Source organism: Roseivirga sp. YIW32, assembly GCF_057219245.1.
Window position 1 is genome coordinate 917,541 of record NZ_JBXVVG010000002.1, and the last position, 13,174, is coordinate 930,714.

Here is a 13,174-nt window from a genome sequence, read left to right on the forward strand (position 1 = left end):
ATTTGTCCAACTCAATGGTGAAATACTCTATAAAAGATCTAGAAAGATATTCGGGTATCAAAGCACATACCATTCGAATATGGGAGCAGCGCTATGAATTACTGACGCCTCACCGCACGGACACCAATATCCGTTTTTACGATGAGGAGCAATTGAAGTATTTGCTGAATGTGACCTTGCTGCTTGACAATGGCTATAAGATATCTCAGGTCTACAAATTCAATGAGCAGGAGTTTATGGAGCAATTGCGTGAAGTCATTGATGCCAGCATAAGCTCAAAGAAGGATCAGCAATTGAGTTCTGCCGTCAATGAACTGGTCATTTCCATGCTAGACCTCGACGAACGTCGATTTGAAAAGATCTTGTCTGCCAGCTTATTGAGCAAAACCTTTGAAGAGGTCTTAAAAGACGTGATTTATCCATTTTTGAAACGAATTGGAGTGATGTGGAGAACAGGTGAGGTGTCTACAGCACAGGAGCATTTTATTTACCAATTGATACGGCAAAAGATCATCGTAGCCATTGACGGCTTAATGATGCCACAACGGAACGCCGAGAAGTATCTCCTGTTTCTGCCACAATCGGAATTCCATGATTTGTTGATCCTTTTGTTCACGTACATTCTGAAAAACCGAGGTAAGCAATGCATTTATTTGGGTGTTGATATTCCCTTCAAGGACCTAAAGCAGGTTACGTCCATCACGCAACCTGATACCTTGTTTACCTTCATCAAAGCTCCAGCATCGAAGCTCGACACGCAAGCCTATGTGTACGAACTGTCGGAAACTTTTGCCACAAAAAGTATTCTGATCACAGGTAACCCTTACTTCATGGAAGAGCTCGAATACCCGGATAACGTGCTCTTAATTCCAGAGATTGAAGACCTGATGCCCATTTTGGAAGAATAAATCTGTTAGAAATCACTATATTCTGTTGGGAATTGCGCTGACTCTTCATCGATTTTTCGTCAGCCAATCAATTTTTTTGATCAACTAAATCAGTTTTTATGGATTTTTCTTCTATCAATTGGTTAGCTGTGGTGGTAGCTGCTGTGGCTTTCTTTGTTCTAGGAGCCCTGTGGTATGGACCTTTTTTTGGTAAAATCTGGCAAAGAGGGGTTGGCCTTTCAGATGATGAGATGAAATCGGCCAACATGGGTAAACTCTTCGGATCGGCTTTCATTATGGCCATCCTCATTTCTGTGGGAATGGCCATTTTCTTCTTTGGTTTTGTTGCCGAGCCCGGTTGCGAAATGGAAATGACGGTTTCAGCAGGTGCCATGTACGGTCTAATGACGGGTATCTTCTTTTTGTTGCCTTCCATAAGCATGAATTATCTTTTTGCTCGAAAGGGAGTTGCCCTGATGCTGATCGATTCAGGATACCATGTGGTGGCTTACACGCTGGTTGGACTTATACTTGCTGCCTGGCAATAAGTTAGGGGTCTACATCGTCGCCTTTTGCTGGCCTAAGGAACTTCGAGCAGATTCTTCTGTCTTATCGCATGGAGGAACCAATTGGTTCATTTCTCGGTTTAGAGAATTATTCATTTAAACATATGATAAGAGTAAAAGGTCATGTCAGGTCATTGGACCCTACAGCCTACAAACTTGGCTGGGAAATTGCGCAAAAGGAATTTGAGGATTTCTTAAGGGATCAAAATAAGTCAAAAGCAAAACAAGCTCTTCAGCAATTGAAGAAAGGTCAACCGCTGGATCAAATCATTGACGCAGCTTAATAGGTCAACGGATCGATCAGTTGTCCAAGGTCATGGATACTGTTCACGATCTTGGTCGACTGGTGGTGAGGTTCCTCCCAAAGAGGGGCATCGAAGGCGTATTTCTTTGCCATGACAGTCATGATTTCTTCACGCGTGTAATGTGCCGGGTGAACAAGATTTTTGATGTTAGGCCAGGCCTTCGTTTGTAGAAGGCCTTTGATTTCACGAATCACATCGTCTCGATGAATGTAATTGGTTGGATTGAGTTTCCCGTTCGTTGCTTTTCCTGCAAAGTATCGACCGGGGATTCTGTCATCTCCCATCAAACCTCCGCAACGCAAAATGACCAGATCCTGTTGAATCTCACTAATTTCTTGTTCGGCCCATACTACGGCCTGATTCGAACCCTTTTCGATGTCGAAAGGAGTGTTTTCGTCAACAGAGTGGTCAACATTGGGGTAAAAAGAAGTCGAACTGATGAAGATCACTCGTTTTACTTCCTGATTTCCTTGGAGTAAGTATTTGAGGTACTTGATCTGCTCGCGATAGTATGCTGAAGGATTTTTGCGACTTGCTGGTGGAATATTGATGATGAGTGTTGCACTGCTAAAGAGTACTTGGAATGAATTCCCAGTCGGCATGGGCTCTAAACGAAAGAGAAAAGGGGTTATTCCCGCTTTCGCCAATGCTTCTGTTTTGCCTTCCGTGGTGGTACTCCCCAACACATCATATCCTTCTTTTAGAAGTGCCTGAGCTAAGTTAAAACCTAGCCATCCACATCCAATGATCGAGACTTTTTCCAACACAAGTACCTTTTAGTTTTTGGCCAAGATGGACTCAGAGACTTCGGTGTAAAAGGCCTCGTACAAGGGCAAAATCTTTTCGATGTCAAATTCTTTGGCTCTTTCGAGTGCACCTTTTTTGAATTTACTGAGGTTGTCTTCGCTCAAGATATGGAGTGCATTTTTTGTCATTTCTTCCACGTCCCCAATGGGCGAAGTAAAACCAGTTACTCCATCAATGTTTAGCTCAGGAATTCCTCCAGCGTTGGAGGAGATCACTGGCACTTCACAGGCCATTGCCTCTAGTGCTGCCAGTCCAAAACTCTCTTTTTCGGAGGGCATGATGAAGAGATCTGCGACAGAAAGCACCTCTTCTATGGCTTCTAGTTTTCCCAAAAACCGGACTTCATCGTGAATGCCTAAGTCACGGCAGAGGCTTTCAATGGGTCCTCGCTCTGGACCGTCTCCGACCAGGAGGAGTCTTGATGGCACAGTTTCTAGCACATTTTTAAAGATGCGCACAACATCATCCACACGCTTTACTTTTCTGAAGTTAGAGGTGTGCACCAATAATTTCTCTCCATTTGGACAAATGGCCGTTTTAAAGTGATCCTTGCGTTGCTTTTGAAATTTTTCCAAGTCAATGAAATTGGGGATCACCCGAATCTCATTAGTGATATTGAAATGTTTGTAGGTATCTTTTTTCAGGTCTTCAGAAACAGCCGTGACGCCGTCAGATTCATTGATGCTATAGGTCACAACAGGCTCATAGGAAGGATCTTTTCCAACCAATGTGATGTCGGTACCATGGAGAGTGGTGACGACAGGTATCTCAATGCCATGGGTTTTAAGGATGTTTTTTGCCAATACTGCGGCTGACGCATGCGGAATAGCATAATGTACATGCAGCACATCGAGTTTTTCGTATTTGACCACATCAACCATTTTACTGGCCAAGGCCAATTCATATGGTGGGTATTTGAACAACGGATAGGTTCGAATGTCCACTTCGTGGTAGAAAAGGTTGTTGTCGAAATAATCTAAACGGGTGGGTTGTGAATAAGTAATGAAGTGGATTTCATGCCCCTTTTTTGCCAAACCCTTGCCAAGTTCAGTAGCTACGACACCACTACCTCCAAAAGTGGGGTAACAAACGATTCCTATTTTCATCCTAAAAATTTCATCTATGTAGAGAGTTTAACCCGGGAACGGTCTTTAAGGTTCAACAATGGCACGATAAACAATGTCTTGAATACGGGTTCGGATGTTTTCTTCTAGTAATTTGAAGTTCTCACTATCAGGATAAGTCCTGTTGCACAAAAAAATGAAAATCAGTTCTTCTTGAGGATCTGTCCATACGGAGGCTCCTGTAAAACCAGTATGGCCGAAGGTGCTGGCCGAGGCAAATTGGCTGGTTGGACCTTCATCGGTACCTGTTATCGGCTTGTCCCAGCCCATGCCTCTTCGGTTATTGACCGATTGAGGCATTGTGAAAATGGGGATCGTCCATGACTCGAAAAAAGTGCGTTCTGCATATTTCCCCATGTTCAAGTTCATCTGCATCAAAATGGCCATGTCGTTGGCATTGCTAAAAAGACCCGCATGCCCAGAAATGCCACCCATCAAGGAGGCATTTTGATCGTGAACAACACCACAAACAATGTCATTTCTAAAGTAGGTGTCTACCTCAGTCGGTGCAATGTCGCTATAGAATCCCATGTCTATGGGCAGGTAAGTAGTACGGTGCATGCCTAGTGGCTTGTAAAACTCCCGTTTCAGATAAGTTTCGATGGGTTCTTTAATGATGGATTCAACCAATTTGAACATTAAGGTATACCCTAAGTCTGAATAGAGGTAGTCATGCTTCTTCTCACCTTTGGGAAGGTCCCTGAGGTCAGAAGCAACTGTCCATTGCCAAAGTGAATCTTCCAGCGCTATGGGTAAGGGCAAGTCTTGAATGGTGTAATTGTGATTTGGTCCAACCCCTTCTGAAAAGTATTCAGGCTTTAACTCCCCTTTATCGACGGTTTTTTCCCAAAAAGGAATGTATGGTTTGAGGCCGGCTTGGTGACTCAAGACATCACGTATGATCAATGATTCCTTATTCGTTCCCTTTAACTCGGGTAGATAATGCCCGAGCGATTTATTCACGTCAAGCTTCTTTTCATCGTAGAGCTTCATGATGATCTGAGTAGACGCAGCTATTTTGGTGACAGAGGCAATATCATAGAGGGTGTTGTCGTCAACCGGTTTCTTTTTGTCGTAGGTTTGATAGCCAAAATTCTGCTGATAGATCACTTTTCCTTTGCGTGCGATCAATACTTGAGCGCCAGGGGTGGCTTGATCTGCAATGGCTTGATTGACGATGGCTTCTATTTGACCTAAGCTGTCTGAATGCATACCGACTTCCTCCGGACTGCCATAGCTTAATCTTGAGGTAGTGAGTGTCTCAATGCCCGTTCCTTGTCTAAAGCTTTTTCCCGCACTGATCGGAAGTCGGCCCTCAGCTTTGAGGGCACCGAAAATGATCTGAGGGACTAGCTCTTGTACAATGGAATTGTCTTCATAGGTACAAATCACGTTGTTGACTCCTTCAAAATATTGCAGTGCATAGGCATTGCCAAGCACAACCGTGATGGTTTGAGTTTTCGCCTGTAGTTTCCTGATGAATTCGACTTTTTCGTTTGACACCCCGTGCTGATCGCTTGGTGAATTCTTTATGCCCTGATAGGCCACAGTGACTAGGTCAAAATTCGCGAGGTAGTCTAAGCTTTCTATTGAGAGCTCAGTTAACACCAGGTGTTCAACAGGGGCATATTTATCCATCATGGCGGTAAAAACAGTCGCTTCTTTGTCAAAACTGACAGTCGCAATTTTCTTGTTGCTAAGCTCAAGCACAGGAATAACATTGTTTGAATTGTCTACCACGGTAATGGCTTTTTGGTACAATGTTTTATTCAGTCTCTTCGCATAATCGTTATTGATCCGTTCGTAGAGGTTGGTCGTGTTGACCAGTTGGCTTTCCTCAAGTCCTAACCAATACTTCGCCTTCAATACATTTTTTACACGTTGGTCAATAGAGGATTGGTCTAGAAGCCCTTTCTTGAGCGCTTTTTTGACCTGTCGAAGAGCTTTCGGGACATCAAGTGGAAAGAGAATGACGTCATTACCAGCCGCAAGTGCTTTCACATCAGCTTCTCCCGGGTCATAGTATTTGGCCACACCCTGCATGTTCATGGCATCGGTGAAAGCGAGACCATCAAAACCAAGTTCTTCTTTGAGTAGCTGGGTGACCACTCGTTCTGAGAGCGTTGTGGGCATATTTTCTCGATCGTCATATGCCGGTATCTGAAGGTGGGCCACCATGACAGAAAGTAAGCTGTCTTTCATTAGCTCTTTGAAAGGGTAGAGCTCAGTGGCGTTCATTCGAACGGTGTCTTGTTTGATGACGGGTAAGGCATAGTGTGAGTCCGCATCGGTATCGCCGTGACCGGGAAAGTGCTTGGCATTGGCCATGATGCGCTGGTCTTGAAGGCCTTTCATGTAAGCCTTGCCTTTTCGTGCTACGTTGAATTTATTCTCTCCAAAAGACCGGTAGCCGATCACAGGGTTTTTGGGGTTGACATTGACATCAACCACTGGAGCAAAATTGATGTGCATTTTCATCAATTTGAATTGGTTGGCTACCTCTTTGCCCATTTCATAGATCCACTGTTCGTCTTGGATAGCCCCGAGAGTCATTTGCTTAGGGAAATCGAGGACTGAGTCTAAGCGCATGCCAATGCCCCATTCTGCATCCATGGCCACCATGAGCGGTACTTTTGCCATGCTTTGGTAACGATTATTCAGTGCTGCCTGACGGAAAGGTCCTCCTTGAAAAAAAATGAGCCCTCCGATGTTGTACTCCTTGATCAGTCCTGCTATTTCTTGATAATGCGCCTCATCTCGATTTGAATAAGCCGCCACCATAAAAAGCTGCCCCAAACGTTCATCGGGGCTTAAGGCCTGAAAAACGCTATCTGCCCATAGCCTCTGTTTGGTCGTATCAATTTTATTGTAGATCTTTTGACCTAGAAGATTAGTTGATAGGAGGAGTAAACCGAAGGTTAAGGAAATAACTTTTTTATGCATAGAAGCGTAAGGATTTTACTAGCAGCAAATAAACCATAATTTTACGTAATTAAAGAACGACTGTAAGGCAGAACTGGTATGATGAGACTACCAAGCTTAATAAAAAAACCAAAGTATCAACGCTTCCATGTTGAGCCCCGCTATTATGACCCGATTAAGGAGGACATTGAAATACGTACCTCTCGCATCAAGTCAGAACTTGGCATGGGGGATGGTGCTGCCTTTGACGCAGGATACAGCTCAAAGATCTCCGGGTCATTCCGAAAAAACATGAAGCACGCAAAAGGTGGTGGTGTCGACCAGACCATGATGCTTCGTTTGATCATCCTCATTGTGTTGGTTCTTTTTGCAGGAGGCTTCCTTTACATTGGATCTGAGGTGTTTTATCTTCTCTTGCTCTATGTTCCTTTCTATCTTTGGAAGAAGTTTAGAAAGTAAGAGTCCAAAAACTATATGCCTGACGTTATTCAGCTTTTACCAGATCACCTGGCCAATCAAATTGCGGCAGGCGAAGTTGTGCAGCGTCCCGCTTCTGTTGTCAAAGAATTGCTGGAGAACGCCATAGATGCCGGTGCAACAGAGATCAAATTGATCGTGAAGGAAAGCGGAAAGCAATTGATCCAAGTGGTGGACAATGGCAAAGGCATGAGCATCACTGATGCGCGTTTGTCGTTTGAGCGTCATGCTACTTCCAAGTTAAAAACCACCGAGGACCTGTTTACCATTCGCACCATGGGTTTTCGTGGAGAGGCATTGGCATCTATTGCCGCGGTGGCACAGGTTGAATTGAAAACGCGCAGGCCAGAAGACGAGTTGGGGGTGGAGATCTGCATTGAAGGGAGTGAGGTGAAATCGCAAGAACCCATTGCCACTCAAACCGGGACCTCCATTTGTGTCAAAAATATCTTTTTTAACGTACCCGCCCGAAGGAATTTCTTGAAATCCAATGCTGTAGAAATGCGGCATATTGTCGATGAATTTACTCATGTGGCCTTGGCTCACCCTAATGTATCCATGTCGCTCTTTCAAAATGACTTGGAAATGTATCAGTTGCCTGCCTCGAAATTAAGCAAACGCATTGTGGGCCTCTTTGGGAAAAAGTATCAAGACCAAATGGCCTCTTGTGAAGAAGAGACTGATTTGCTCAAAGTCTGGGGTTATGTGGGTAAGCCGGATGCTGCTAAAAAGACGCGAGGTGAACAGTATTTTTTCGCGAATCAGCGATTCATTAGAAGCGGTTACCTCAACCATGCTGTGACGACGGCTTTTGAGGGCTTATTGCAGGAGGGGACCTTTCCCTTTTACACCTTATTCATCGAGATAGACCCAAAACACATTGACATCAATGTGCATCCCACCAAAACGGAGATCAAGTTCGACGATGAACGAACAGTCTATGCCATTGTAAAGGCAGCAGTACGTCAAGCCTTAGGAACGCACAACATTGCTCCGGCAATAGATTTCAATCAAGACGTGAATTTTGCAGATTTTAGGCCACCCGCTGCGGATACACCTAATAAGCAACAAGAACGCGACTATGGTCAGTTCAGAACGGTTGATAAGAAGCAACCGGTAGGGCAATGGGAAAAGCTCTACGAAGGCTTAAAAAAAGACATTCGTGACGAGGAGGAGCAAGCCCAGATGAGCATTCATCCGGAGTCACCCAAAACCATTCGATTAGGTAGTTCAGTGAACTTGCCTTCAGCACCCCCTCTCCAAGAATTGGGAAAGAAAGTCTATTTTCAAATTCACCAGAAGTACATTGCCACACAGGTCAAATCAGGTCTCATGCTCATTGATCAGCATCGGGCCCATGAGCGCATCCTTTACGAACGTTTCTTGCAGCAATTAAAGAACAGAACTGGAGCTTCTCAGCAGTCCCTTTTTCCACAGACCTTAGAGCTCAGTGGTGCAGATTTCAGTTTGGTCAATGACATGAAGGATGAATTGCACGCTATTGGATTCGAATTTTCCAATTTTGGTCAATCGGCCTTGGTGATCAATGGTGTTCCGGCAGATTTGAAATCAACAAACGAAAAGGAATTGTTTGAAGGCTTCATTGAGCAATTCAAGCACTTTCAGGAAAGCTTAAGTTTGCCAGTAGATGAGCGCATTGCCCGAGCAATTGCTCAACGTTCTGCGATAAAATCAGGGATTGTGTTAACACAAGAGGAGATGTCTTCGTTAATTGACCAACTGTTCGCTTGTCAACAGCCCGGTTATGCCCCCAATGGAACAAGAACCACGCATATTTTAGGAATGGAGAAGATCGATCAGCTTTTTAATTAATACTTATGTTCGGAAGACTTACACCGCTTGTTAAGAATTTACTGATTATCAACATTGCGATTGCCTTGTTTCAAATGTTCGTTGGTCTTGACTTAGGCAAGTATTTAGGGCTTCATTTTATTCTGGCACCCGAGTTTAAGCCGTACCAATTCATCACCTACATGTTCCTGCATTCTACGGCAAGTATCATGCACCTGTTCGGAAACATGTTTGCCCTTTTCATCTTCGGACCTTTACTGGAGCAGTTTTTAGGTCAAAAGAAATTCCTGATTCTTTACATGGTCACTGGAATCGGGGCAGGCTTATTCTATACCGCGGTGAACTACATCGAGGTGATCGATGTCAAAAGAGACGTAGAAGCCTATGTGGATAATCCAACCTCCGAGGGCTTTAATCGACTGTTGGTCGATCATGGAACCAACCTTAATCCGCAGATCTATGATTTTGTCGACCAGTACGACAGAAATCAGCAAGACCCTCGCCTTCGTGCACAATCGGTGAGTTTGGCAAAAGAGCTTTATAATCTTTACGGGCGCTACAACATGGTGGGTGCATCCGGGGCGGTATTCGGAATACTGGCAGCCTTTGCTTTGTTCTTTCCAAACACTGAGCTATTTCTCTTGTTTATACCATTCCCGATCAAAGCCAAGTATCTGGTGAGTGTGTACATTTTGTATGAGGTTTATGCAGAGCTGCAGCGCGCACCAGGAGATAATGTCGCGCACTTGGCACACATCGGAGGTGCACTGATCGCATTCTTTATGGTCAGGTATTGGAAAGCCCAAAGAAGAGATTTTTACTAGCCCATGAAAAGTATACTGGAAGACTTTAAGATCGCTTTTAAGACAGGCAACATCCTGAATCAGCTCATTGTGATCAATGTGGTCGCTTTTGTGGTGTTGGGTGTCCTGGGAGTCGTGCTGACCTTGTCAGGGCAAAGCCAGCTTTTTTCAGCGGCCACGCGCTACCTGATGCTCCCAGCAGATCCGGCACAGGTGATTTTACAGCCTTGGACATTGATCACTTACTTCTTCTTTCATAAAGGCTTCTTTCATATCCTTTGGAACATGCTCTTTATGTACTGGTTTGGTCGATTGATCACGGAATACTTGGGCCAGAATAAGCTTTTAGGACTTTATGTTTGGGGAGGAATCGGTGGAGGTATTCTTTATTTATTGGTCTACAATTTATTGCCTTTTTATGCACCAATGGTCGAGAGTTCCTACTTGCTGGGTGCTTCCGGTGGAGTGATCGCCATTGTGGTTGGAGCGGCAACCTTCCAACCGAATTATGCAGTGCAGCTGATCTTTCTCGGGCCGGTGAAAATGAAGTACATTGCGGCATTTTACGTGGTCCTCTCTATTTTGCAATCCACTGGACCTAATGCAGGAGGCGAGATTGCCCATCTTGGAGGTGCCCTTATGGGTTATTTGATGATCTCTCAATTGCAGAAAGGCAACGATTGGAGCAAGCCCGTTGTGAGTTTCATTTTATGGGTAAAGAGCTTCTTTAAACCTCAGCCTAAGATCAAGGTAAGCTACCGCAGTGAATCAAAGACTAGATCGAGCGCAAGCAAGCGTACAACAAAAACTACTAAAGGGCCATCTGCAGACCAGGGCAGTACGTCTCAGGAGGAAATTGATGCCATTCTGGATAAAATTTCAGAAAAGGGATATGACGCCCTTAGTAAAACTGAGAAGCAGAAGCTTTTTAATGCGAGTAAGGATTAATTGACTTCTTTTACTTCAAGTGTTTTGTAGTAGTAAAAAGGATTCCCTTCTGTGGTCAATCCATTGATCTCAACTGCAATGGTCCCTTCAAGATCCGAACTCCAAAAACTGATAGTTCTGGTCTCATTTCTGTTGATGACAAACATAGGCTCCCAGTGGATGAGAACGCGCCTGTCCGGAATAATATGCTCCGCTTTGGGTTGATCATACTTTGGTGCATAGAAGATTTTATTGGCCTGATAACCGTTCAAGAAACTGGCAATGGAAACTTTTTGCTTGTCTTTTCTAGAACCACCTCCTTCTTTAGTGTAAAAGGCCATGATTCCCCCTGCAGCTTGAGAGCCATAGATGGCTGTTTTCGCTAAGGATTTAAATACGACCACTCTATCGATCTGCTGTACAGTGAGTTGCTCGATCAATGATTTGTCTACCGGTACATCATTGAGTAAGAACAAAGGCTCAGATCCATTGATACGACCGGCTTGTCGAATGCTTACGCCCCCACTCGGTGATACTTGAACACCAGGAATTTTCCCGACCAATGCATTGAAAACTGTTGAATAGCTTCCGCTATACATGGGGTCATTGAAATCTTCTGCGTCATCACCGCGACCAATGGGGGTATTGAATAGAACGGAATCAGGTCTTGTTTCAGTTTTGTAGCCTTCTACGATCACATCGTCCAATTGGGTTGCGGTGCTGTCAAGTAGGAATCCATAAGCCTCGTCTATTTGCTTTCTTTCTTCTTTCAGTTGCACAAAGGTTTCTTCCTTGCCTGATGCTTCTGTTGCTTCCACCGGTTGGCCAATGTAGGTAGTCGGAAAGACCTGCTCAATGGTGTCAAATTCGATTCTTAGATCAGATTTACCATTTTTTTCTCTGCTTCCTCTGATGATCAAGCTGTCATTTTGTGCAATAATGGCTTCTGTAAATTGGAAGTAGCCCTCTTTGTCCGTTGTGGTTTGAAGAATGACAGGTAATTCGGGATGTTGCCTGATCAGTACCAAGTCGGCATTCTTTGCTACTTTTTCTTTTTTCCCAATCTTGAATGCTCTACCTGTGATCAAAACACCTTTTTCAGGGAGCTCTTCGATCTCGGGGAAATCGCCGGTTGCTATGGCATTGAAGTCAAACGCTCGCCACCCGTGTGTCAACATCAAGAGGTCGAATAGTTCCAATCGTTTTGGTCCTTTTTGTTCAAAGTAAAAGGCCGGTTCATGAATTTGCCCAGCCAATTCACTGCTGAGTAAAAACTCACTTAGGATGTGATTACTGTTCTTCTCTTCTGGAGTTTGGCTAATGTCAACCGCACTCAAGCTCAGCAAGGCACTCACTGTGTCGGGCAAGTCCAACTGAACCTCTACGGATGCTTTGCTTCTGGTTCCGATGATGAGTTGAGCCCATTGTGCATCCAATACTGTTGCTTCTTTTTCAATAAAGATCAGTCGTTCGGCGATGGGATTGAGGTCTTCATCCAGTAGCGTTAAACTGTTGACACCTTTGTCTAATTTTTCGAACGGTAGGTTGACGATGGACAAGTTTCTTCTCGCCTCCACTTGCAGCGCCGAGGAAATAAAGCCTTTGTTATGTATCAATAAGTGAAAATTGCCATTGGCGTTTTCATAGCCCATTTGAACAATGCTGACCTTTACCTGATCTTCTAGGTAATTGACCTTTAGCTGAGCGCCTTTGTTTTGTACGGCTGGAAGGTCGAAAGTTGAGCCATTGCTCAGTTTTGCACGGTAGCCCTTGTTCATTTCTGGGGTGATAAAAACCGTCCCCATGCCATCATGAATAGAGGCAAATTCGGTAATTACCGTATTTTCATTATCGATGATCTCACCACTGACATCGCTCGGTAATCCATTCGGTAGAATGGCTTTGAAGGCCAGTTTGGTCGGTACATTTGCAATAAACGAACCACTCTCGGCCAAAAACTGCAGGTCAATGCCCTGGTCGACGTTTCTGAGGGGCACCGTCGCTTCATTTAGGCCAGACAATACATTGATGTTTTTTCTGAAGTAACTGTCCTCCTCAAAATTCCGCATCCATTTGGTAAAAGCAACGAGTTGATAACGTCCATTTATCAAATCGTTAGGAAGCTCCAGATGTCCGGCTCCCGCGCCGTTTTCAACAAACACCTTTTCTTCCGCGATAAGCTGGTCTTCCTCATCCAGTAGCTGAACATAGAGCGTATTGCTCAGATCGGTAAACGTACCCAAGGGACTGATGGTGACGTATGCCTGAAACCATACCGTTTCGCCGTCGCCATAGGTTGTTCTATCGACATGCAAATAGACCTTCTCTTTCGGATAGGCCAAAGAGTATAAATTGAGTTTGTCTAAAACGTCCTGGATCTGTGCTTGGGTAGGAATCGTGAGTAGCGCAAACAGAAATGCGCAAGCTACTTTGGTGATGTTCTTCATAAATAATCGCGTGAGTGTTTATTCCACACCTAGCTTTGACATGGCTGACATAAAATGGTTTAAAAGGATACGTTGAAAAACAACAATTGTTTTCTCA

The 13,174-nt window shown here is 44.3% G+C and carries 11 protein-coding genes; 7 read left to right on the forward strand and 4 right to left on the reverse strand.

All coding sequences use genetic code 11. The features are described from left to right. Window positions 1–14: 14 nt before the first annotated feature. The 3 genes from AC2D6U_RS12815 (at window position 15) to AC2D6U_RS12825 (ending at window position 1,737) form a co-directional block, all read left to right on the forward strand. Window positions 15–908 (forward strand): MerR family transcriptional regulator, encoded by an 894-nt coding sequence (locus tag AC2D6U_RS12815; RefSeq protein ID WP_484721385.1) that lies wholly within the window; start codon window positions 15–17, stop codon window positions 906–908. 98 nt (window positions 909–1,006) lie between these two features. Next, window positions 1,007–1,435, forward strand: coding sequence for a DUF1761 domain-containing protein (locus tag AC2D6U_RS12820; RefSeq protein WP_484721386.1), 429 nt, complete (start codon window positions 1,007–1,009; stop codon window positions 1,433–1,435). Window positions 1,436–1,557: 122 nt separating this feature from the next. Then, window positions 1,558–1,737 (forward strand): hypothetical protein, encoded by a 180-nt coding sequence (locus tag AC2D6U_RS12825; RefSeq protein ID WP_484721387.1) that lies wholly within the window; start codon window positions 1,558–1,560, stop codon window positions 1,735–1,737. On the opposite strand, the gene AC2D6U_RS12830 is transcribed toward AC2D6U_RS12825, so the two are convergent. The 3 genes from AC2D6U_RS12830 to AC2D6U_RS12840 are packed head-to-tail and all read right to left on the reverse strand — an operon-like array spanning window position 1,734 to window position 6,632. Then, complete coding sequence (locus AC2D6U_RS12830; RefSeq protein WP_484721388.1) at window positions 1,734–2,525, reverse strand: NAD-dependent epimerase/dehydratase family protein; 792 nt, start codon at window positions 2,523–2,525, stop codon at window positions 1,734–1,736. The two genes, AC2D6U_RS12825 and AC2D6U_RS12830, sit on opposite strands and share 4 nt — an antisense overlap. 9 nt (window positions 2,526–2,534) lie before the next feature. Next, window positions 2,535–3,671, reverse strand: a complete 1,137-nt coding sequence (bshA, locus tag AC2D6U_RS12835) for an N-acetyl-alpha-D-glucosaminyl L-malate synthase BshA (RefSeq protein ID WP_484721389.1) — start codon at window positions 3,669–3,671, stop codon at window positions 2,535–2,537. Between the two features lie 45 nt (window positions 3,672–3,716). Beyond that, window positions 3,717–6,632: a serine hydrolase domain-containing protein gene (locus AC2D6U_RS12840; protein WP_484721390.1), complete on the reverse strand. Its 2,916-nt coding sequence runs from the start codon at window positions 6,630–6,632 to the stop codon at window positions 3,717–3,719. A gap of 78 nt (window positions 6,633–6,710) precedes the next feature. Between AC2D6U_RS12840 and AC2D6U_RS12845 the strand changes: the two genes are divergently transcribed. Genes AC2D6U_RS12845 through AC2D6U_RS12860 form a run of 4 tightly spaced genes read left to right on the forward strand, consistent with a single transcriptional unit; the run spans window position 6,711 to window position 10,651 of the window. Beyond that, on the forward strand, window positions 6,711–7,070 hold the full coding sequence (locus AC2D6U_RS12845) for a hypothetical protein (RefSeq protein ID WP_484721391.1): 360 nt from the start codon (window positions 6,711–6,713) through the stop codon (window positions 7,068–7,070). Window positions 7,071–7,085: 15 nt separating this feature from the next. Next, window positions 7,086–8,921, forward strand: a complete 1,836-nt coding sequence (mutL, locus tag AC2D6U_RS12850) for a DNA mismatch repair endonuclease MutL (protein WP_484721392.1) — start codon at window positions 7,086–7,088, stop codon at window positions 8,919–8,921. Between the two features lie 5 nt (window positions 8,922–8,926). Continuing rightward, complete coding sequence (locus AC2D6U_RS12855; RefSeq protein WP_484721393.1) at window positions 8,927–9,724, forward strand: rhomboid family intramembrane serine protease; 798 nt, start codon at window positions 8,927–8,929, stop codon at window positions 9,722–9,724. 3 nt (window positions 9,725–9,727) lie between these two features. After that, entirely contained in the window at window positions 9,728–10,651 is a 924-nt protein-coding gene (locus AC2D6U_RS12860) for a rhomboid family intramembrane serine protease (protein WP_484721394.1), read from the forward strand. Here the strand turns inward: AC2D6U_RS12860 and AC2D6U_RS12865 are convergent. Continuing rightward, complete coding sequence (locus AC2D6U_RS12865; protein WP_484721395.1) at window positions 10,648–13,077, reverse strand: TonB-dependent receptor plug domain-containing protein; 2,430 nt, start codon at window positions 13,075–13,077, stop codon at window positions 10,648–10,650. The two genes, AC2D6U_RS12860 and AC2D6U_RS12865, sit on opposite strands and share 4 nt — an antisense overlap. Window positions 13,078–13,174: the final 97 nt, after the last annotated feature.

Coding starts and splice junctions, on each gene's coding strand:
- AC2D6U_RS12865 (WP_484721395.1), bottom strand. CDS start 13,077: ATGAAGAACATCACCAAAGTAGCTTGCGCATTTCTGTTTGCGCTACTC.
- AC2D6U_RS12860 (WP_484721394.1), top strand. CDS start 9,728: ATGAAAAGTATACTGGAAGACTTTAAGATCGCTTTTAAGACAGGCAAC.
- AC2D6U_RS12840 (WP_484721390.1), bottom strand. CDS start 6,632: ATGCATAAAAAAGTTATTTCCTTAACCTTCGGTTTACTCCTCCTATCA.
- AC2D6U_RS12825 (WP_484721387.1), top strand. CDS start 1,558: ATGATAAGAGTAAAAGGTCATGTCAGGTCATTGGACCCTACAGCCTAC.
- AC2D6U_RS12815 (WP_484721385.1), top strand. CDS start 15: ATGGTGAAATACTCTATAAAAGATCTAGAAAGATATTCGGGTATCAAA.
- AC2D6U_RS12820 (WP_484721386.1), top strand. CDS start 1,007: ATGGATTTTTCTTCTATCAATTGGTTAGCTGTGGTGGTAGCTGCTGTG.
- AC2D6U_RS12855 (WP_484721393.1), top strand. CDS start 8,927: ATGTTCGGAAGACTTACACCGCTTGTTAAGAATTTACTGATTATCAAC.
- bshA (WP_484721389.1), bottom strand. CDS start 3,671: ATGAAAATAGGAATCGTTTGTTACCCCACTTTTGGAGGTAGTGGTGTC.
- mutL (WP_484721392.1), top strand. CDS start 7,086: ATGCCTGACGTTATTCAGCTTTTACCAGATCACCTGGCCAATCAAATT.
- AC2D6U_RS12845 (WP_484721391.1), top strand. CDS start 6,711: ATGATGAGACTACCAAGCTTAATAAAAAAACCAAAGTATCAACGCTTC.